Source organism: Marinobacter shengliensis, assembly GCF_030297115.1.
Lineage (GTDB): Bacteria > Pseudomonadota > Gammaproteobacteria > Pseudomonadales > Oleiphilaceae > Marinobacter > Marinobacter shengliensis.
In genome coordinates, this window is sequence record NZ_AP028062.1 from 1882886 (window position 1) to 1902790 (window position 19905).

At 57.6% G+C, this 19905-nt stretch carries 20 protein-coding genes; 5 read left to right on the forward strand and 15 right to left on the reverse strand.

Annotated elements, in window-relative coordinates; translation table 11 throughout:
* Complete coding sequence (locus tag QUE75_RS08645) at positions 1-465, forward strand: MarR family winged helix-turn-helix transcriptional regulator (RefSeq protein ID WP_061330986.1); 465 nt, start codon at positions 1-3, stop codon at positions 463-465.
* Here the strand turns inward: QUE75_RS08645 and QUE75_RS08650 are convergent.
* Positions 419-2701, reverse strand: a complete 2283-nt coding sequence (locus QUE75_RS08650) for a hybrid sensor histidine kinase/response regulator (protein WP_396631709.1) — start codon at positions 2699-2701, stop codon at positions 419-421. The genes QUE75_RS08645 and QUE75_RS08650 overlap by 47 nt on opposite strands.
* Positions 2702-2811: 110 nt before the next feature.
* Positions 2812-3582: a hypothetical protein gene (locus QUE75_RS08655; protein WP_061330988.1), complete on the reverse strand. Its 771-nt coding sequence runs from the start codon at positions 3580-3582 to the stop codon at positions 2812-2814.
* A 244-nt stretch (positions 3583-3826) separates the two neighbouring features.
* On the opposite strand from QUE75_RS08655, the gene QUE75_RS08660 reads away from it, so the two are divergent.
* On the forward strand, positions 3827-4837 hold the full coding sequence (locus tag QUE75_RS08660) for a LysR family transcriptional regulator (RefSeq protein WP_058089869.1): 1011 nt from the start codon (positions 3827-3829) through the stop codon (positions 4835-4837).
* Here QUE75_RS08660 and QUE75_RS08665 read toward each other — a convergent pair.
* From QUE75_RS08665 to QUE75_RS08700, 8 genes are all read right to left on the reverse strand, one after another.
* Complete coding sequence (locus QUE75_RS08665; protein ID WP_061330989.1) at positions 4826-5791, reverse strand: GNAT family N-acetyltransferase; 966 nt, start codon at positions 5789-5791, stop codon at positions 4826-4828. The genes QUE75_RS08660 and QUE75_RS08665 overlap by 12 nt on opposite strands.
* Positions 5792-5794: 3 nt before the next feature.
* Complete coding sequence (locus QUE75_RS08670; RefSeq protein ID WP_058089545.1) at positions 5795-6946, reverse strand: cupin domain-containing protein; 1152 nt, start codon at positions 6944-6946, stop codon at positions 5795-5797.
* A 14-nt stretch (positions 6947-6960) separates the two neighbouring features.
* On the reverse strand, positions 6961-8328 hold the full coding sequence (gene purB, locus QUE75_RS08675; protein WP_058089546.1) for an adenylosuccinate lyase: 1368 nt from the start codon (positions 8326-8328) through the stop codon (positions 6961-6963).
* Positions 8329-8409: 81 nt separating this feature from the next.
* The gene (gene hflD / locus QUE75_RS08680; protein ID WP_286255193.1) at positions 8410-9030 is read right to left on the reverse strand and encodes a high frequency lysogenization protein HflD; all 621 of its coding nucleotides are present in this window, start codon (positions 9028-9030) and stop codon (positions 8410-8412) included.
* Positions 9027-10205, reverse strand: a complete 1179-nt coding sequence (mnmA, locus tag QUE75_RS08685) for a tRNA 2-thiouridine(34) synthase MnmA (RefSeq protein ID WP_106695567.1) — start codon at positions 10203-10205, stop codon at positions 9027-9029. Before mnmA ends, hflD begins: the two co-directional genes overlap by 4 nt.
* A 50-nt stretch (positions 10206-10255) precedes the next feature.
* Positions 10256-10705, reverse strand: a complete 450-nt coding sequence (locus tag QUE75_RS08690; protein WP_072677511.1) for an NUDIX hydrolase — start codon at positions 10703-10705, stop codon at positions 10256-10258.
* A 2-nt stretch (positions 10706-10707) separates the two neighbouring features.
* On the reverse strand, positions 10708-11337 hold the full coding sequence (locus QUE75_RS08695) for a pseudouridine synthase (protein ID WP_286255197.1): 630 nt from the start codon (positions 11335-11337) through the stop codon (positions 10708-10710).
* 132 nt (positions 11338-11469) lie between these two features.
* Entirely contained in the window at positions 11470-11781 is a 312-nt protein-coding gene (locus tag QUE75_RS08700) for a cold shock domain-containing protein (RefSeq protein WP_058089870.1), read from the reverse strand.
* A gap of 344 nt (positions 11782-12125) precedes the next feature.
* Here QUE75_RS08700 and clpS point away from each other — a divergent pair, with 344 nt between their 5' ends.
* The 3 genes from clpS (at position 12126) to QUE75_RS08715 (ending at position 16065) form a co-directional block, all read left to right on the forward strand.
* Positions 12126-12485: an ATP-dependent Clp protease adapter ClpS gene (gene clpS, locus QUE75_RS08705; protein ID WP_061330994.1), complete on the forward strand. Its 360-nt coding sequence runs from the start codon at positions 12126-12128 to the stop codon at positions 12483-12485.
* Between the two features lie 18 nt (positions 12486-12503).
* On the forward strand, positions 12504-14774 hold the full coding sequence (gene clpA, locus QUE75_RS08710) for an ATP-dependent Clp protease ATP-binding subunit ClpA (RefSeq protein WP_058089552.1): 2271 nt from the start codon (positions 12504-12506) through the stop codon (positions 14772-14774).
* A 241-nt stretch (positions 14775-15015) separates the two neighbouring features.
* Complete coding sequence (locus QUE75_RS08715) at positions 15016-16065, forward strand: putative solute-binding protein (RefSeq protein WP_286255202.1); 1050 nt, start codon at positions 15016-15018, stop codon at positions 16063-16065.
* 78 nt (positions 16066-16143) lie between these two features.
* Here the strand turns inward: QUE75_RS08715 and infA are convergent, their stop codons facing one another.
* The 5 genes from infA to QUE75_RS08740 all read right to left on the reverse strand — a co-directional run bounded on the left by infA (position 16144) and on the right by QUE75_RS08740 (position 19905).
* Entirely contained in the window at positions 16144-16362 is a 219-nt protein-coding gene (infA, locus tag QUE75_RS08720; protein WP_058089554.1) for a translation initiation factor IF-1, read from the reverse strand.
* A gap of 81 nt (positions 16363-16443) precedes the next feature.
* Complete coding sequence (locus tag QUE75_RS08725; protein ID WP_061330995.1) at positions 16444-17157, reverse strand: arginyltransferase; 714 nt, start codon at positions 17155-17157, stop codon at positions 16444-16446.
* Complete coding sequence (gene aat, locus QUE75_RS08730; protein WP_106695569.1) at positions 17158-17871, reverse strand: leucyl/phenylalanyl-tRNA--protein transferase; 714 nt, start codon at positions 17869-17871, stop codon at positions 17158-17160.
* Positions 17872-17887: 16 nt separating this feature from the next.
* The gene (trxB, locus tag QUE75_RS08735) at positions 17888-18841 is read right to left on the reverse strand and encodes a thioredoxin-disulfide reductase (RefSeq protein WP_061330997.1); all 954 of its coding nucleotides are present in this window, start codon (positions 18839-18841) and stop codon (positions 17888-17890) included.
* Positions 18842-18993: 152 nt separating this feature from the next.
* The gene (locus QUE75_RS08740; protein WP_061330998.1) at positions 18994-19905 is read right to left on the reverse strand and encodes an AAA family ATPase; all 912 of its coding nucleotides are present in this window, start codon (positions 19903-19905) and stop codon (positions 18994-18996) included.

Below are 19905 nucleotides of genomic sequence, written 5' to 3' on the forward strand. Positions count from 1 at the left end.
ATGAACGGTGATGATCAGATGCTGGCGCTCGATAACCAGATCTGCTTTGCCCTCTATGCCCTCAATCGGGCCGTCACAGCGCGGTATCGTCCCGTGCTGGCGGAACTGGGACTGACCTATCCGCAGTATCTGGTGATGCTGGCTCTCTGGGAGCATGGCCCGGTTGGCGAGGCCGCCCGGGTATCGGATATAGGCGCCCGGTTGCGCCTGGACAGTGGCACTCTCACGCCGCTTTTGAAGCGGCTGGAGGAGCGCGGTCTGCTCATCCGGCGCCGGCAGGCAAGTGACGAGCGGGTTGTTCGCCTTAGCCTGACAGGCGACGGCTGGCGGTTACGGGAACAGGCTCGCGGGGTGCCAGGGCAATTGATGTGCGGCCTGGATGTGGCGCCGGAACGGTTGGTCGCCCTTCGGCAGGAGCTCAGAAGTCTGCTTGAGGTTCTGGAGCGTTCGGGGCCCAGCGATTGATAACGGCCCTGAGCTCCTCACGCTTGTAGGGTTTGGTGATGTAATCGTTCATTCCGGCTTCCAGGCAATCCTCCCGATCACCCTGCATAACATTGGCGGTCACCGCAATAATCGGCAAGTTTTGCCATTCCGGGTTGCGCCTGATGGCCCGGGTTGCCTCGTAACCATCCATAACGGGCATCTGGCAATCCATAAGAACCAGGTCGTAACGGCGCTTTTGCAACGCCTCCAATGCCCTCTGGCCATTCTCTGCATGGTCTACCCGATGGCCCAGCTTTTTCAGCAGGCTGCTGGCGACCAGCTGATTGACCTGATTATCCTCGACCAACAGCAGGGTGAGTTGGTTTTCGGTTCTCGCAGACCTGGTTGATTGATCCAGCGGTTCTGAAGTGCCGCTGTCCGGCAATCCTGCGGCGGCGCAGAGGCAGTGGTAGAGTTCGGTGCGTCTGAGCGGCAGCGGCAGAATAAACTGACCGGGACGGCCGGAACTGATTGAGCCGGTGCTGTCTGCCAGGATAACGCCCATTCCCTGCCAGTCATCGGCAAAGGCCTTGCATTCTTCGTCGCCTGGCTCTGCGGCCACCAGCAAGATGCCCTTGGGATGACGGCTGGCGCTTCTGACCGGGATAGCCCAGGCCCGCAGTTGTGATTCAATCGCCAGCCGGTGCGGGTGATCCTGCGGTATGGCCATGGCAACACCTGTTTCGCATAGCCGGGTGGCAGCGGCTTCTGGCAGGGTCGGGTGTGCGGGTTCATGTACCGGCAGGGGCAGGGTGACGGTGAAATGAGTACCGGCGCCCTCGCTGGAATCCACCAGTATCTGCCCGTGCATACGTTCCACCAGTTGGCGGCACAGCGTCAGGCCAAGACCGGTGCCGCCGTACAGCCGGGTGGTGTCGGTGTCGGCCTGCGAAAACGGCGAGAAGATCCGGTGCAAGCCTTCTTTGGACATGCCTATCCCGCTATCGATAACCTCCATGCGAAGACTTCCACCGGAGTAGGTGGTGCGCACCCTGACATGGCCATCGTCGGTAAACTTGACCGCGTTACTGAGCAGATTATTGAGGATCTGGCGCGTGCGCGTCGGGTCGCCCAGAAACTGCTCGGGTAGCATAGGGTCGGTTTCATTGACCAGATTGATGTGTTTGCGGCGAGCCTGTTGGGCGTGAAGCGTTGAGCATTCCTCTACCAGGTCGCGAACGCTGAACGGAATATTCTCGAGATTGAGTTTTCCGGCTTCGACCTTGGAGATGTCAAGAATGTCGTTGAGCAGGCCAAGCAGGCTCTCACCGGCGTTCAATGCAATCTCCAGGCGGTTTCTCTGGCCAGCGTCCTGTTCACTTTCCAGCGCCAGCCCGAGCATTCCCAGCACCCCGTTCAGGGGGGTGCGGATCTCATGGCTCATGCTGGCCAGAAAGTTGGCTCGTGCCCGGGCCCGTCGCACCGCGTCTTCCTTGGCACGAACCAATGCCCGATTACCCCGTTGCAAGGCCTGATTCTTTTCCGAAATCTCCCGTGTTCGATCTTCAACTTCCTGCTCCAGCTGGCTGGAGTAGTTTTTCATGGCGCTTTCGGCTGCCCTCAACTGGGCCACGCTGCCTTCCATGTGTTCAAGGTGCTGGTTGATGATGCCAACCATGGTGCCGATTTCGTCAAAACGATGGTTGGCAGGCACCGGCAGCCGGACTTTTTCCGGGGTGCTGGCCCTGACCCGGCTCAATGCTTCAATCACGTTGAGCATGGGGCGGGTCAGCACGAAATAGAAAATGCCAAGCAGCGCAACCGACAGCACCAGGCTCTTGAACAGTCCAATGACGAATGTGTTGACTGCCCGCTGCAGGAACTGCCAGCCGTAGTGCCAGGTATCGATGGTGACAACCAGATGGCCCAATGGCAGGTCCTGTAACTGGGGTACCTGGAGTTCTGTGCTGAAGACACTGCTGGAACCGAACAGCAGATCGCTGATCCAGCGGTATCGGGAGATCGGGCTACTTTGGCTGGCGGCCGACATGGTCTGGCCATCACTGTCCACAATCCGCGCATCTATGGTCGCCGGGTGGCGTAACAGGCCATCCAGCAGTTCCTCGGCCAGCCGCACGTCGATATTGTAGGCAATCTGGGACGCTGGACTGTTACTGATCTCGATCAGTGCCCGTATGTCCTGTTCCATGGCGTCTTTCGCCGAGAAATAGTCGAGGGTGATCTGAATCAGGTTCAGAATCAGGCCAAGAGCCATGGCCACCAGTACGGTGTCGCGGGTAAGGCGGTAGGAAAGTCTGTGCCGGAAGCTCTTTAACACGGTGAATGGTCGTCCCTGTGGCTGGTCAATGGGGTAAAGCGTGTTCCTCAGTCGTCGTAATCAGCCTTTTTCTTCCAGGTGCCATCATCCTGCAAGAAGTTATCCCATTCCCGGTCGAGCTTTGAGTGGCTCTCGGTTTGTGTGGTGCCGTCGGCCATGCTGGCTTCAAGCTCCTTGATGCGTGTTCTGAAGCTCTTGACGGCTTTCATGGCCAGCGGATTATCTTTGGATTTACCCATTTCCGTGCTGGCCAGGTGGTACGCATGGATAGCCTTGCGGATCTGGTTCTGCCGGATATGGTCCCGGGCCTGGAAAACGTGCAGGTCGGCGTGGGTCTTGTGCACCAGAAACAGTACATGCTTCAGGTGCTTTTTGGCGCTGGCGGTGTCGAGCCGGCCGGCTTTGTGCATGGCCTCAATCATTTTAAACAGGCTTTGAAGCAGTTCTTTGACGTAGGTTGCTTTCTCGGGGGAGTCGATTCTGACCGATGCCCGGTTATCATTGTTCTCCAGTACCTGTTTCCTAGTCTGTTTGATGGTGTCGAGCCATTCGCTGACCGGTTGCTCGGACTTAAGCGCGACCAGATCGTGACAGGATTCCTCCATGCGCTTGAGCAGCAGCAGCTTGAGGTCGGGGGACAGGTACTGGGCCGGAATCTCCGAGAACAGGCGGTAGGCGCGATTGTATTCGTCTTCCCGGGCGGTCATCTTGCGAACCCGCTCAATCCGCGCCTTTTCACGCATCTGACTGATAACGATAATGACCAGTGAGACGGTGACGATCGCCGCGAGCAGCAGCACAATGGTGGTGGTATCCATGGTGTCGGTAATGGCTCCGGATTACAGTGAACGGACCGCCTTTGCGGGCGCGCCTCTAATTGTCAGATATTATTGGGTAACGCCCTGAAAGCCTAGCAGAAATCTGGGCAATCGTCCGTTTCCGGTTGTAAGTACAGGAAATGCTTCATTCATTTAATGAATTGTGGGTTTCCTGTATATTGGTCTGGTGAATGTGTGGGCGGGCCAGACCGGTGCCGCCACTCTGCTTTCCAGGATTTTTTGCATGGACATTTCCCGGGTAGATCTCAATCTGCTTGTATACCTTGACGTGCTGCTGCGTGAACGCAATGTCACCAAGGCCGCCAATCATCTGGGCATCACCCAGCCCGCCATGAGCAACGGTTTGCGCCGGTTACGGGATCTGTTTGGCGACCCGTTGCTGGTGCGTACCAGTGAAGGCATGACAGCCACGGAGCGGGCCCGGGAACTGCAGCCGTTGGTCCGTGGCATTCTGTCGGACATTGAACAGGCGGTGCAGGAGAAAACCCCCTTTGCTGCCCAGGAGAGCCAGCGGGTATTCCGTATCATGGCCAGTGACTACGCGGAATCCTGTCTGATGCCCAGGGTGTTGCGGCGGATTCGCCAGGAGGCGCCCCACGTTACCCTGGACGTGCTGACCCCCAGCGACGTGAGCTTTCTGGATGTGGAGCAGGGCCGGCTGGATATGGCCATCAACCGTTTCGACAAGATTCCTCAATCGTTCCACCAGAAAACCTTGTGGATCGAGTATTTTGCCTGCCTGATGAATGCCCGTAATCCCATTCTTAAAGAGCCGTTTACCCTGGATACCTACCTGGATGCCAGCCATATCTGGGTCAGTAAAACCGGTTTTGGTGTGGGCGTGGGGGTGAACCCCAAGGATGTCCAGCGGCTGGGGTGGGTAGACGAAGCCTTGGGGCGAATGGGCCGCAAGCGGCAGATCTCAGTTTTCACCCGGCATTATCAGGTGGCCATGTTGCTGGCGGAGCAGCATGACCTGATTGCCACTCTGCCATCTCGCGCGGCCTGGTTGCAGAAAGACAACCCGAACCTGGTGGTGAAGGTGCCACCGTTCGAGATTCCGCCGTTCGAGCTGAAAATGGCCTGGAGTCCATTACTGCAGCACAACAGCGATCATCAATGGTTGCGTAAGCTGATTGCCGAGGTGGCGGAAGAAGTGGACGAGGAGTTTGCACCCTTCGGTGCCAGATTTGAGTCGCCACAAGCTACCCCGGGGCTGCATTCAGAGCGGTAGTTCCCGAAGTTCCAGCGAGCCCCGGCCAGCATCCCACATGCGCTGGAAGGCTTCCTCCATGAGCTTGACCCGGCCCGGGTTGGCAAAATTGGCGAAGCCTTCCGGCTTATTGAAATCGTGGCGGTACAGTACACCCTCACGGTCTGCCAGCAGGAACGGCTGGTTTTCCATCGGATAATCGGTGTTGACCAACCGCAGCTCAATCCGGCTGGTGAGCCGGCGCATCAGCTCTACCAGTTGGTGCCGGCGTTTAACCAACGGCTTGTCATCGTGAATCAGGATGCGCACTTCGCTAAGCCGGTGCCGGCGAGCCACCGCAGAGATCAGTTCCCGTAACGGGTAGCGGTCGTAGAGGCCGTGATCAAGCACGTCGTCATACAGCCATATGCGTTGGCCGGCTTGGGCTACCAATGAGTCCATCAATTCCAGCATGGTGCTTTCATCGCCGAACAGCCAGCTTTCGGAATCCTCGCCAAGAATCAGTGGCTTCGCGCGTTGATCACCTGGATGACTGGCCAGTGTGGGAGCCAGGCAGCGCATATCCAGATGGGGAATGCCAGCGTCATCATAGATATCCGAGCAGATGTGAAAGCCGAAGCGTTGGTAGAACCCGGTGGCGTGCTGCTGGGCGGAGAGTTTCAGTTCCTGGAAGCGACCAGCGGATTCGGCCAGCAGGTGTCTGAGCAGGGCATCACCAGCCCCCAGGCCACGATACTCCGGTAACACCGCCATACGACCGATGTAACCGGTTTCCTCCATTGTGGAGAAAAGGCGAGCGGTAGCCACCGGTGTGTTGCTGTCATCCACCGCCAGGTAATGGTCAGCAATCTCGTCGGTGTCGTCCCACTCCAGCTCCGGTGGCACCTGCTGTTCCTCAACGAACACCCGTTGGCGGATGTCCCTGATGGATGATGGCGCCAGTTGCCAGCTGTATTTTCGGAATCTCAGGTTCATGGCTTACTCGAAATACACCGAGCCCTGGTTGTACAGATTGGTGAGCAGGCCAAGCAAGGCCTCGTCGCCGGCAAACTCTGCCAGCGCGGCCATATTCATCCTGGCGCTGGCGCAGAGTAGTGGCGCCAGTGGCCGGGCATCGCCTTTCAGAAGGTATTGTTCGCCATCCACAAACAGGGCAGTTTCACTGTCCAGTTCATGATAGGCGAAGCGGGAACCCTCGTTCCAGCGCAGTTGCTCGCCGGCGCGGATGGCTTCAGCCAGATCTTCTGCTTCTGCAGGTTCATCCGCCGGCACCACAATTTCCAGGCTCTTGGGAGCGGTGGCGAACTGGCCAAACCACAGGGCCAGGTTGCGGCGATCACCCAGTTGTTCACGGATGATGGTGTCCAGGCGGTTGATGACCTCCGGGCCGATGGTACCGGGGTTGTCCTGTACTCGAAGGTCCGGGTCATCCAGATGCTCGGCGGCTTTTTCTTTCTGACTGAGAAAATCGGTAAAACTGGTGAGCAAGTCATCGATGGTCGGGGCACGAAAACCCACGGAAAGAGTAATACAGTCGTCTTCAGCCACGCCGTGGTGGCCTATACCCGGGGGTAGGTACAGCATGTCGCCCGGGGCCAGGGTGACGGTTTCCTCGCCATCCCAGCTGCTCAGGATGCGCAGTGGGGTGCCTTCTACTCTCGGCGAGGTATGGTCACAGTGGCCGCCGAACGTCCAGCGCCGGTGGCCCTGGGCCTGCAGCAGGAAAACATCATACATGTCGTAGTGGGGGCCAACGCTGCCACCTTTCGGGGCGTAGCTGGCCATGATGTCATCCAGACGCCAGTTGGGAATGAAGCGGAAGTTGTCGAGCAGGTCGGCAATCTCCGGTACCCAGTGGTCCAGGCCCTGAACCAGTAAGGTCCAGTCCTGTTCCGGCAAGTCACTGAAGCGGTCCGGGTTGAAAGGACCGTTGTGCAGTTGCCAGGGTTTACCGGCATCGTTCTCGATCACGATGCGAGATTCTACTGCTTCCTCACAGGCTAGCCCGGCCAGTTCGTCCGGACTGACCGGACACCGGAAGCCGGGAAATGCCTGACGGATAACCAGCGGCTTCTTCTGCCAGTAGTCCCGCAGAAATTCAGAAGCTGTCAGTCCGCCAAGCATGTCCATGGTGTTGCTCCAGGTTAAATATTGCCGGCCTGTTCGACGGCATTACCAATGTAGGTGTCCGGTGTCAGGGCGCGCAGTTCGGCCTTGGCGTGCTCCGGAATATCCAGTGTTTCCACGAAATTCTTGATGACTTCCGGGCTCATGGCTTTGCCACGGGTCAAGTCTTTGAGCTTTTCGTAGGGTTTTTCGATGTTGTAACGGCGCATCACGGTCTGGATTGGCTCGGCCAGCACTTCCCAGGCGTTGTTCAGGTCCTCGTTGAGGCGGGCCGGGTTGATTTCCAGTTTGCCCAGGCCCTTCAGGGTAGCCTCATAGGCAATCAGGCTGTGAGCAAAGCCCACGCCCAGATTACGCAGCACTGTGGAGTCTGTCAGGTCACGCTGCCAGCGGGAGATTGGCAGCTTGGCAGACAGGTGGCTGAAGAGCGCGTTGGCGATGCCCAGGTTGCCCTCGGAGTTCTCGAAGTCGATGGGGTTTACCTTGTGGGGCATGGTGGAGGAGCCTATCTCGCCGGCCACTGTCTTCTGTTTGAAGTAGCCCAGGGAGATGTAACCCCAGATGTCCCGGTCCAGATCGATCAGGATGGTATTGAAGCGGGCAATGGCGTCATACAGTTCGGCGATGTAGTCGTGGGGCTCGATCTGAGTGGTGTACGGGTTCCAGTCCAGGCCCAGGCTCTCAATGAACTCTTCGGCGTTGGCTGCCCAGTCCACATCCGGATAGGCGGACAGATGGGCGTTGTAGTTGCCGACCGCACCGTTGATCTTGCCCATGATTTCCACTTCGCGGATTTGCATCAACTGGCGGCGCAGGCGATACACCACGTTGGCCAGTTCCTTGCCGACGGTGGTGGGAGACGCGGTTTGTCCGTGGGTGCGGGACAGCATGGGCTGTTCGGCATGTTCCTTGGCCAGTTCGGCCAGTTTGTCGACGACTTTGTCCATGGCCGGCAACAGGCCGTGGTCCAGGCCTTCGCGCAGCATCAGCCCGTGAGACAGGTTGTTGATGTCTTCGGAAGTGCAGGCAAAGTGGACGAATTCGGTCACCGCGTGCAGCTCGGGCACATCGGCGATCTTTTCTTTGATCAGGTACTCGACCGCTTTGACATCGTGGTTGGTGGTGCGTTCGATGTCCTTGATGCGCTCGGCGTCAGCCAGGCTGAATTCGCTGACCATTTTGTCCAGGAAGGCGTTGGCTTCGTCGGAGAATGCTGGCACTTCGGTAATGGCCGGGTGAGCGGCCAGTTTCTGCAACCAGCGGATTTCGACAGTTACCCGGTTACGGATCAGCCCGTATTCACTGAAGATGCTGCGAAATACGCTGACTTTACTGCCGTAGCGGCCATCGACCGGGGAAATGGCGGTCAGGGCGGTGAGTTCCATCGAAAACCTCTCAGTTCATCAAAGAAAAATCGGATCGGAAATATATGAAGGCGCTAATGATACACCAGAGGGCGCCGCGAATCAGCGCAGCAACTCCCGGGCGTGCATGATGACCTTTTTGCGTTTGAAGATCAGCTGCCAGCGGTGGCCGCCGCTCTGACGCCAGAGCACTGCCGAGCGGATACCAGCCAGCAACAGGGCGCGGACCTTCGCTGCATTTTCTTCCCGCTGCAGCACCTGGGGGTTGCCGCTGACCTGAATGCGTAGGCGGAACGTGCTGATGGTGTCTGTGTAAATGGACGCCAGATTGCCGATCAGGTTGCTGTGGGTGTATCCGAAGTGGCTGGCGGTATGCCGTGCCTGTTCAATCCGGCTGCCAATCACATTGAGCATGTCGCCGTCGCGCTTGAGTTTGGACTCAAGATGAACGAGGTTCAGCACGTAGCGCAGTATCTCGACATCCTGTGGGCGGCTCTGTTGCGCCAGTGAGGTAGACAGGGCCTCCAGGCCTTCACGGATGTCGGACAATTCGCCCCCGTAAACATCCAGGGTGGACGCGGGATCGGTGGCGAACAGAGAGCGTATGCAGGTTTCCAGGGACTCGTCGCTACAGCTGCCATTATGGGCAATCTGCCTCACCAGTGCTGCGGCCTGGAACAGGCCAGCCAACGCCAGGGTCTGGTCGTGCAGGGATTTGCTCATGCGCGGGCCCCTGCATCGACAGTTAGCTCCAGCCGTGATGGCAGCGCTTCGCCATCCCGCCAGGTGTGTTCTATCACGCCGCCGCCCAGGCAGACATCGCCCTGATAGAACACCACTGACTGGCCGGGGGTGACGGCCCGCTGGGCATCGTCAAAGACCACTTTGACGCCGCCTTCGATAACGGTCACTTCGCAGTCCTGATCTGGCTGGCGATAGCGGGTTTTTGCTTTGCAGCGGAAGCTTTGGGCGGGCGGCTCACCGGCCACCCAGTCAATGGCGCCAGACACAAGGCCGCGGGAAAACAGGAGGGGGTGGTTCTTGCCCTGAACGGCAATCAGTACATTGCGGGACAGGTTTTTCTCAGCCACATACCAGGGCTCGTCACCAAATTCCGCGAGGCCGCCGATACCCAGCCCCTGGCGCTGGCCGATGGTGTGATACATCAGGCCCTGATGTTTGCCGATCACTTTGCCATCCGGTGTTTCGATGTCGCCGGGCTGGGCCGGCAGGTACTGTTTCAGGAAGTCGGTGAACTTGCGCTCGCCGATGAAGCAGATACCGGTAGAATCTTTTTTGTCGTGGGTAACAAAGCCTTGTTCCTCGGCAATACGGCGAACTTCCGGTTTTTCCAGCTCTCCTACCGGGAACAGGGTGCGCGCAATACGGTCACCAGACACCGCGTGCAGGAAGTAGCTCTGATCCTTGTTGGGGTCCAGACCCTTCAGCAGTTGAGCTTTTCCAGTGCCATCATTAAGAGGGCGCTGGCGGGTGTAGTGGCCGGTAGCGATGTAGTCGGCACCCAGGGTGACGGCATAATCCAGAAACGCCCGGAATTTCACTTCCTTATTGCACAGGATGTCCGGGTTGGGGGTGCGCCCTGCGCTGTATTCTGACAGAAAGTGCTCAAACACCCGGTCCCAGTATTCAGCCGCAAAACTGGCGGTGTGCAGCTTGATACCAATGGCATCCGCCACTGCCTGGGCATCGGCGAGGTCGGTCATGGCGGTGCAGTACTCAGTACCGTCGTCTTCATCCCAGTTTTTCATGAACAGGCCTTCCACCTGGTAGCCCTGGTCTTTCAACAGCCAGGCGGCAACAGAGGAGTCCACGCCGCCGGACATGCCGACAATCACGCGGGTGTTCTTGGGAGTACTGGAGTCAGGATTCTGGATCATGAGCCTTTCGGTAGCCGGTTGAAAACGGCGATTTTATCATCTTGTGGTGGTTACGTCTGGTCATCCACCACTACATCAAGGGGGAATTGCCGGCCATTTCGGTAATCCTCGATACAGCGCAGCACCAAAGGGCTGCGGAGCTTGTCGCCGAGTCCCCGAATTTCTTCAATGCTGAGCCAGTGCGGCTGGATAATGCCGGTGTCCAGCTCCGTGGTGACCTGCTTTGTCGCGCGGGCGGCGTAGCAAAAGCGGTGATAGGTAACGCCGTTGGCCGGTGCTTTATAAGTGTATACGCCCAAAAAGAACTGAGGCTCCACTTCCCAGCCGGTCTCTTCCAGGGTTTCACGGCGCACCGCATCCAGCACGGCTTCGTTTTCTTCAATGTGGCCCGCTGGTTGATTGAACACCACTTTGCCGTTGCTGATTTCCTCAACCAGCAGGAACTGACCCTGTTCGTTTTCGACCACAACGGCGACGGTGGCATGGGGTTTCCAGGTCATGGTTAACGTGGGCTCCTGTGTCTGAACGGGCGCGATTTGTGGCGGCCGGGTTTCGGTTTGCTGGTTACCGGGCTGTCGGGCAGGTGTACAGTCTCAAGCCGATACTGGCCAGGCGCCAGATTGTCGAGGGTCCAGTCCCCGATCCGGTACCGGATCAGTCTAAGGGTAGGGTAGCCGACGGCGGCTGTCATGCGTCTTACCTGGCGGTTGCGGCCTTCGGTAATGGTAAGTTCAAGCCAACTGGTCGGGATGGTTGCCCGATACCTGACCGGCGGCACCCTGGGCCAAACCGACGGTTCTTCTATGCGGCGGGCTGTTGCGGGCCTCGTTAACCCGTCTTTCAGCTTTACCCCCTGGCAAAGCTGTTCAACGGCCTGCTGGGAAATCTCGCCCTCCACCTGAACCCAGTAGGTTTTTGGCATCTTGTTGTCGGGAGCGGCAATTCGATGTTGTAGCAGGCCGTGGTTGGTCAGCAGGAGCAAGCCTTCGGAGTCATAGTCCAGACGGCCGGCGGGGTAGAAGCCCGGTTTCCTGATCCAGTCGGCGAGTGTTGCGCGAGGATTGTTCTGGCGTTCATCGGTGAACTGGCTTAACACCTGAAATGGCTTGTTGAATAGAATCAGCTCCGCCATGCACGGGGTCCTGTCTCGCTAACGGGTGCTCGAAAGCGGCAAGCGTATAGGATTAACCCCTGTGAAAAAAGCATAAAAAAACGTACCTGCCAGCTGAACTGGCAGGTGAGAGTGATTGGCCAAGGCGCCTTCTCAGGCGTTAACGGCTCTGGGCGGATATCCGTCCCGGCCTGACGATTGGTCCCGGGAGGACGGCTCAGACTGCTTGCCCCCAATTTCAGAGGGCTGCTTCGCCTGAGTTTCGTCAGGAACGATATTGACGGCGTGCACCCCTTTGTCACTGGGCTTTTTCTCAAAGGTGACCGCCTGGCCAGCTTTCAGCGTTTTGTAGCCGTCCATTTGCACCGAAGAGAAGTGGGCGAACAGGTCATCGCTGCAGCCGTCTTCGATGATAAAGCCGTATCCCTTGGCGTTGTTGAACCATTTGACCTTGCCTCTAGGCATGATGAACTCCCCTGTTCCTTTGCTGTCACTCTTATTATTGGAATTGCTGCCTGAGACCCGGACGGGCCGGGTCATAAATGGTGCGATTCGGCATGGCAGGTGTCGCTTGCTGTTACATGCCGGTTGCACAGGTTTACATTATTTTACAATGCACCTTAACTGTCGGCCAAACCCGGGCTCGAGTCAAGGGGCAGTAGTCGCCGAATGAGTGGTTCAACAAGGTCCGGAAGCGGTATCATGTCCGTATTGATAAATAACTCACGCTTGAACCGGGCTTTCGCTTGAAAACCGGGTTGCGGGCAACCACATTTAGTCAGGAAACCGAATAACCGGTAAACAGAACCATGCGGACAATTGAGAATTCTCTACTAGTATTTAATCAGGGGGAGGACGAACAGCCCGGGCGTCATGAAGGTGTTAGTGTTGCGCCCGAGAAGCCAGCTCTGAAGCGCCCGGCCCGGTATCGGGTTGTGCTCCTGAACGATGACTACACACCCATGGATTTCGTGGTGGATGTACTGATGAAGTTCTTCGGAATGAACGAAGAAAAGGCGACGCAGGTGATGCTGCTCGTCCATACGCAGGGAAAAGCCGTATGTGGGGTATATACCCGTGACATCGCGGAAACAAAGGCGGCACAGGTGAACCAGTATTCTTCGGAATGCGAGCATCCGCTCCTTTGCGAGATTGAACGTGCGGACTGATAGACGGCGGGGTGGCCCATGCTGAGCAAAGATCTTGAAATTACGCTGAATACGGCCTTCAAAAATGCCCGTGATAAGCGCCATGAATTCATGACGGTCGAGCATTTGTTGCTGGCTCTCCTCGATAACGAATCGGCGGTGGGTGTCCTCAAAGCCTGTGGTGCAGATCTCAAGCGCCTTGAAGATGAACTGGTCGAATTTGTCGACTCCACTACACCATTAATTCCAAGCACAGACAGCGAGCGTGAAACCCAGCCAACGCTGGGATTCCAGCGCGTGCTGCAGCGAGCGGTATTCCACGTCCAGTCCTCTGGCAAGAAAGAGGTGACCGGTGCCAATGTACTGGTGGCTATCTTCAGCGAGCAGGAGAGCCAGGCGGTATATGTCCTGAAGAAGCAGAGCATCGCCCGGATTGATGTGGTCAATTTCGTTTCCCACGGTATCTCCCGGGTGCAGGGCGCGGAAGACCAGGAAGGCGCAGACCATGCTGCCCATGAAGAGGCCGGCGAGGAAGGCTCCCAGTCCAGGCCGCTGGAAAGCTATGCCACCAATCTGAACGAGCAGGCCCGTCAGGGCCGCATCGACCCGTTGATTGGTCGTGAGCACGAAGTAGAGCGTGTGGTCCAGATACTGGTGCGCCGTCGCAAGAACAATCCGTTGTTGGTGGGCGAGGCCGGTGTTGGCAAGACCGCTATTGCCGAAGGGCTGGCCAAGCGAATTGTGGATGGCCAGGTACCGGAGATCATTTCCGATGCGGTGGTGTATTCCCTGGATATGGGCGCCCTGCTGGCGGGCACCAAGTACCGGGGCGATTTTGAGAAGCGCCTGAAGGGCTTGCTGAGTGATCTGAAGAAGCAGAATCACGCCATTCTGTTTATTGACGAGATCCACACCATCATTGGAGCAGGTTCGGCCTCGGGCGGGGTGATGGATGCGTCCAACCTGCTCAAGCCCATGCTGAGCTCCGGGGAGTTGCGTTGCATCGGCTCCACCACCTTCCAGGAGTTCCGCGGCATCTTTGAGAAAGACAGTGCTCTGGCACGTCGCTTCCAGAAGATCGATGTGAACGAGCCAAGTGTCGAGGATACCTATCAGATTCTCAAAGGGCTGAAGCCGAGCTTCGAGAAGCACCACGACCTGAAGTACACCGACAAGGCGCTTCGGGTGGCTGCTGAGCTGGCGGACCGCTACATCACCGACAGGCATCTGCCAGACAAGGCCATCGATGTGATCGACGAAGCCGGCGCAAGGCAGCGCCTGCAGCCGGAAGACAAGCGCAAGAAGACCATTGATGTTACCGACATCGAAGACGTGGTCGCGAACATCGCCCGGATTCCGCCGAAGAACGTGTCCACCAGCGACAAGGATCTGCTGCGTAACCTTGAGCGCGATCTGAAAATGGTGGTATTCGGACAAGACCCGGCCATCGAATCTCTGGCCACGGCGATCAAGCTGGCCCGTGCCGGCTTGAAAGCGCCGGAGAAACCGGAAGGCGCCTTCCTGTTTGCGGGCCCAACCGGGGTTGGTAAAACAGAAGTGACCAAACAGCTGGCGAAGGTGCTTGGCATCGAGCTGGTGCGGTTCGACATGTCTGAGTACATGGAGCGGCATACCGTGTCTCGGCTGATTGGTGCGCCTCCCGGTTATGTCGGCTATGACCAGGGTGGCCTGCTGACCGAGGCGGTTAACAAGCACCCGCACTGCGTGTTGTTACTGGATGAAATTGAAAAGGCGCACCCGGAAGTGTTCAACCTGCTGCTGCAGGTGATGGACCACGGTACCCTGACCGACAACAACGGTCGGAAGGCCGATTTCCGCCATGTGATTCTTGTGATGACCACCAACGCCGGTGCCGAGAGTATGGCTCGCCGTTCCATTGGCTTCAGCGAGCAGGACCACAGCACCGATGGCATGGAAGTGATCACCAAGACCTTCACGCCGGAGTTCCGTAACCGCCTGGACGGCATTATCCAGTTTGCCGACCTGCAGAAGGAAACGATCACCCACGTGGTCGACAAGTTCCTGACCGAACTTCAGGCCCAGCTGGACGAGAAGCACGTGGTGCTGCACGTGGACCATGCCGCTAAATCCTGGCTGGCAGAGAAGGGCTACGATGTCACCATGGGTGCCAGACCGATGGCTCGCCTGATTCAGGACAAGATCAAGCGGCCGCTGGCTGAGCAGATCCTGTTTGGCCGGTTGTCGGAGAAGGGCGGGGACGTGTTCATTCAGTTGAAGGACGATGAACTGGTCTTTGACTATGAGGACGAGCCAGCCGAAGCGGTTTGACCGCAATCGTTGGTAATGGAAGCCGCTGCCGGGCTATGTCCGGCAGCGGTTTTTTTGTGGTGCGCCTTGACGGGCGCTGTCTTGGTGCAGGTGGCGCTGGCTGTTAATCGGTTGACCGAAGCAGGCCCCAGCGCCTGGCCGTGCTGTCAATCCATTTCAGGGCAACTTCTGTCAGTTTAAGGCAAAGAATGCGTGGCGATTTGCCACGGCTTGCCAATAACAACGATAAGGAAGCAGCCCAATGAGGACGTTCCGTCAATTCTCCCTTACCCTGGCAGTGATTTTTGGTCTGTTGGTGCTCCTGGTTCGCCCGGCACTGGCGGCTACCGAAAGAAAGCAGTTCTGCGTGTTTGATGTGGCCGGCGTTAACGGCTTTGTCTATCAGTTACTTCGTGATTACCAGCGCGGCGCAGTCTCCGCAGGTACATCTCTGGTGATGCAGTCCTACACAGATGAAGACCTGGCCATCAGGGACTTTCGCGAGGGCCAGTGTGACCTGGTGGCACTTACCGATATGGGAGTGCGGCATTTCAACGATTTTACCGGTTCGATCAGCGCCATCGGTGCCGTGCCTTATTATGAAGACTTGCGGGTCTTGCTGCATGGTCTTGCCAGCCCGCGTATCGCGAGGCACCTGAGCCAGGATGGCTATGAGGTGCTTGGTGTGGCGCCCATGGGCGCGGCTTACCTGTTCGTCAATGACCGGGCCATTAACCACGTTGAAGCGCTCAAGGGTAAACGCATCACGGTTTTTGAAGGCCACCATGATGCCCGACATATGGTGGAGTTTGTGGGTGCCGAGCCGGTGCCGGCGAAGATCTCGAACTTTGCCCGGGTTTTCAACTCAGGTCAGGCTGACATGAGCTATGCGCCGGCAGCGGCCTGGGAAGTTCTTGAAATGTTCCGTGGGGCAGGCGATCGGGGTGGCATCATTCGCTACCCGGTCGGTCAGGTGACAATACAGCTGGTGGCGCGGGAAGGTGCATTCAGTCCCGAGTTTGTTCGGGAGTCCCGGAAACTGATGGCCCGGCTCTATCCGGATGCCATCAGGGTTATTCGGCAATTCGAGGACCGTATACCAAGTGATCGGTGGGTGGATATTGGTCCGGAGGACATGCTGGAGTATCAGGAAATGCTCAGGCAGGTACGCATAGATCTACTGTCGAATAAAGGGCAAGAGGCCCAGTTGGCCGCCGCTGTTTATCACGAAGATATGATGACGATTCTGCGCAAGATACGTTGTTATACAAACCCGGGTGCCATGGAATGCTCGGATCAGAACCGCGAATGATGGTCAGCGAACGCCCGACTTACCAGATCTAACAAAAAAGCCCCGCAGAAGCGGGGCTTTTCAGATGTCACTGGAGCATTAACGGGCGCGGTACACAATGCGGCCCTTGCTCAGGTCATAGGGAGTCAGCTCAACCTTGACCTTGTCGCCTGTCAGGATGCGGATGTAGTTCTTGCGCATTTTTCCTGAGATGTGAGCGGTTACAACGTGACCGTTGGCCAGCTCAACGCGGAACATGGTGTTGGGAAGGGTGTCGATAATAACCCCTTCCATTTCAATGACATCTGATTTCGCCATTCAGTAAAAACCTCGTTCGGGAATGCTTTCGGTGATTTTAAATTGCGCAATTCTGCCTGATTTCTTAACGTTTGGCAAAAATCAGTCCAATTGCATCTCTCGCCAGTGGCCGTCGCGCAGGGCTTCGATCGGGGTAAAGCGGGTTTTGTAGTTCATTTTCCGGCATTCTTTGATCCAGTACCCCAGATAAAGATGAGGCAATTCCCGCCGGCGGGCTTCTTCAATTTGCCAGAGCACGGCAAAGGTTCCCAGGCTCCGGTGTTCCAGTTCCGGGGCGAATATGGTGTAGATGGCCGACAGGCCATCATCCAGCAGATCCACGGCGGCCAGCCCCACCAGTTCACTGTCCAGGGAAATCTCCAGGAACCAGGAGTCTGTTGCCCCCTCTACCAGAAACGACATGAACTGCTCCCGGGAGGGTGGGTACATGTCTCCGTCCTCATGGCGTTCTTCTATATAGTGGGCATAGAGGCGATAGTAGCGCTCGCTGAAGGCGGCTGGCACCAGTCTGCAACTGAGGTCCTGGTTTTTGCGCAGCACCCGCCGTTGATTGCGATCAGGCTTGAACTCATCCACTTTCAGGCGAACAGGCACACAGGCATTGCAGTCTTCACAGTGGGGGCGGTAGTAATGTGAGCCGCTGCGACGAAAGCCAAGGGCGGTCAACTGGCTGTAGAGTTTCTTGTCGATGTGGGCCCGTGGGTCCACAAACATGGTGGTGGCTTCGCGGTCTGGCAGGTAGCTGCAATCATGGGCTGGTGTTGCAAAGAAAACCAGGGTTCTGAGGTTGCTCATTCATGCCTCCGGGCCGGGCCAGCGCCAGGTGAATGTCCAGTCTGGCTGATCCGCTTTCCGATCCACACATGCCCTGAGTATAGATAAAAATTCCGCCCGCGGGATAGCCCTGGCACCCATGCTCAGCAGGTGGCTGCTCTCAACCTGGCAGTCCATCATCTGGTAGCCCCAGACCGCCAGTTGGTTGGCAAGGTGTACCATGAGCACTTTGGAGGCATTGGTCTCCAGAGAAAACATCGACTCACCGAAGAAGCATCGCCCCAGGGCCAGGCCGTACATGCCGCCAGCCAGCTCGCCCTGTTGATTCCAGATTTCAATGGAGTGGGCGATGCCTTGCCGGTGTAGCCTGGTGTACGCGGTGACCATGTCATCGGTGATCCAGGTGCCCTCGGCACGGGTATTGGCGCAAAGGCGGATGATCCGGCTGAAACACTGATCGGCGGTGACCTCGAAACGACGCTGGTTCAGGGTGCGCCGCAGGCTACGGGAGATATGAATCTCGTTGGGGAAGAGCACGCACCGTGGGTTGGGCGACCACCAGAGGATGGGCTGGTCGTCACTGAACCAGGGAAAGATGCCGTTGCGATAAGCCAGCAACAGTCGCTCTGATGACAGGTCGCCACCCAGGGCCAGCAGGCCGTCCGGGTCGTCCAGTGCTTCGTCTGCCGGGGGGAACCAGAGCTGATCCGGGTCCAGCCAGGGTAGCGACGTCATGTTGCGATTACCTGGATCAGTCCTGTTGATCCAGGAATTTTTCAGCATCCAGGGCGGCCATGCAGCCAAAACCGGCAGAAGTAACCGCCTGGCGGTATACATGATCAGCCACGTCGCCGGCGGCAAACACGCCGGGAATGCTGGTTTGGGTTGCCATGCCATTGAGCCCGGAATTGATGCGGATGTAACCGTTATCCATCTCGAGCTGGCCTTCAAACAGGCCGGTGTTGGGCTTGTGGCCAATGGCGATGAAGACACCGGCCAGTTCCATATCCTGAGTGCTGCCGTCTTCCATGCTCCGGATGCGCATGCCGGTAACGCCGGTGCCATCGCCCAGAACTTCGTCCAACGTATGGTTCCAGACAATCTTCACATTGCCGTTTTCTGCTTTCTCGAACAGTTTATCCTGCAGGATCTTCTCGGCTCGCAGTTTGTCCCTGCGATGAACCAGGGTCACCTCGTCAGCGATGTTGGAGAGATACAAAGCCTCTTCCACTGCCGTATTGCCGCCACCAATCACCGCGACTTTCTGTTTCCGGTAGAAAAAACCATCGCATGTGGCGCAAGCCGACACGCCCTGACCTTTAAACTTCTCCTCGGATTCCAGCCCGAGATACATGGCAGATGCGCCTGTGGCGATAATCAGGGCGTCACAGGTGTACTCTCCGCCATCACCTTTCAGCCGGAACGGGCGGTTGTTCAGGTCAGCTTCGTTGATGGTGTCGTAGATAATGTTGGTTTCGAAGCGTTCAGCATGCATCTGCATGCGCTGCATCAGTTCCGGGCCCTGAACGCCATCGTTATCGCCCGGCCAGTTGTCCACATCGGTGGTGGTGGTGAGCTGACCGCCCACTTCAATACCGGTAATCAGTGTTGGGTTCAGGTTGGCGCGGGCTGCGTAGACGGCAGCGGTGTAGCCGGCCGGGCCGGAGCCAAGAATGATCAGTCGTGAGTGTCGGGTTTCGCTCATGGAATGCTCGCTGGTAATTAGGAGTCAGGTTCAGTCCGGCCGTGCGGACTGTTGATTAATTAAGAAGTCGAAAGGCTAACATGAAATAACCAGGCTGCCATTCGTTTCCGATAATGCGGCCAATTAAGCTTCGCTATATGGGCATTGCGGAATTATTCAAGTACTGAGACGGTGGTCAGCAGCTGCCGGACCCTTTCTTTGCTTTTGCCGGACTCTCCCTGCTCGAGGCGATGCTCGGCAACAGATGGGAAAACCGCCTGGATATCGTCTGGCAACACATGGTTGCGGCCTGCCATCAGTGCCCAGGCCTTGGCGGCCCGGAGCAGGCCGAGGCCAGCCCTCGGGGAAAGGCCATACAGCAGGCCGGGCATGCGACGGCTTTGTTCGAGCAGACGCTGGAGGTAATCCAGCAGGGCCGGGCTGGCAGTGACCTCGTCCACGGCACCTTGCAGTGCCTGCAGTTGGTCGTGGGGGAGGATGGCCTGGAGCCTGTCTGTTAGGGTCTTGCGATCCTCGCCTTCCAGCAGTTCCCGCTCGGCCTTCGGATCCGGATACCCCAGGCGCAGGCGCATCAGGAAGCGGTCAAGCTGGGATTCGGGCAGCGGAAAGGTGCCGCCCTGTTCGATAGGGTTCTGGGTGGCAATCACGAAAAACGGCGAGGGCAGTGGCCGGGTTTCACCCTCAATGGACACCTGTCGCTCTTCCATGGCTTCCAGCAACGCGCTTTGAGTACGGGGCGAGGCCCGGTTGATCTCGTCTGCCAGTACAACCTGGGCAAAAATCGGGCCCGGATGAAATACCAGGCTGCCGGCCTGCTTGTCATACATGGAATAGCCCAGAACATCGGCGGGTAGCAGATCGTTGGTGAACTGGATGCGCTGATAACTCAGGCCCATGATCTTGGCCAGGGCGTGGGACAGGGTGGTTTTGCCCATCCCGGGAATGTCCTCGATCAGCAGGTGGCCGCGGGCCAGTAATCCACACAGAGCCAGCCGAACCTGGGTGTCCTTGCCCAACAGTATTTTGTTGAGCTCGGTAACAACGCTGTCCATCTTTTGTTTCAT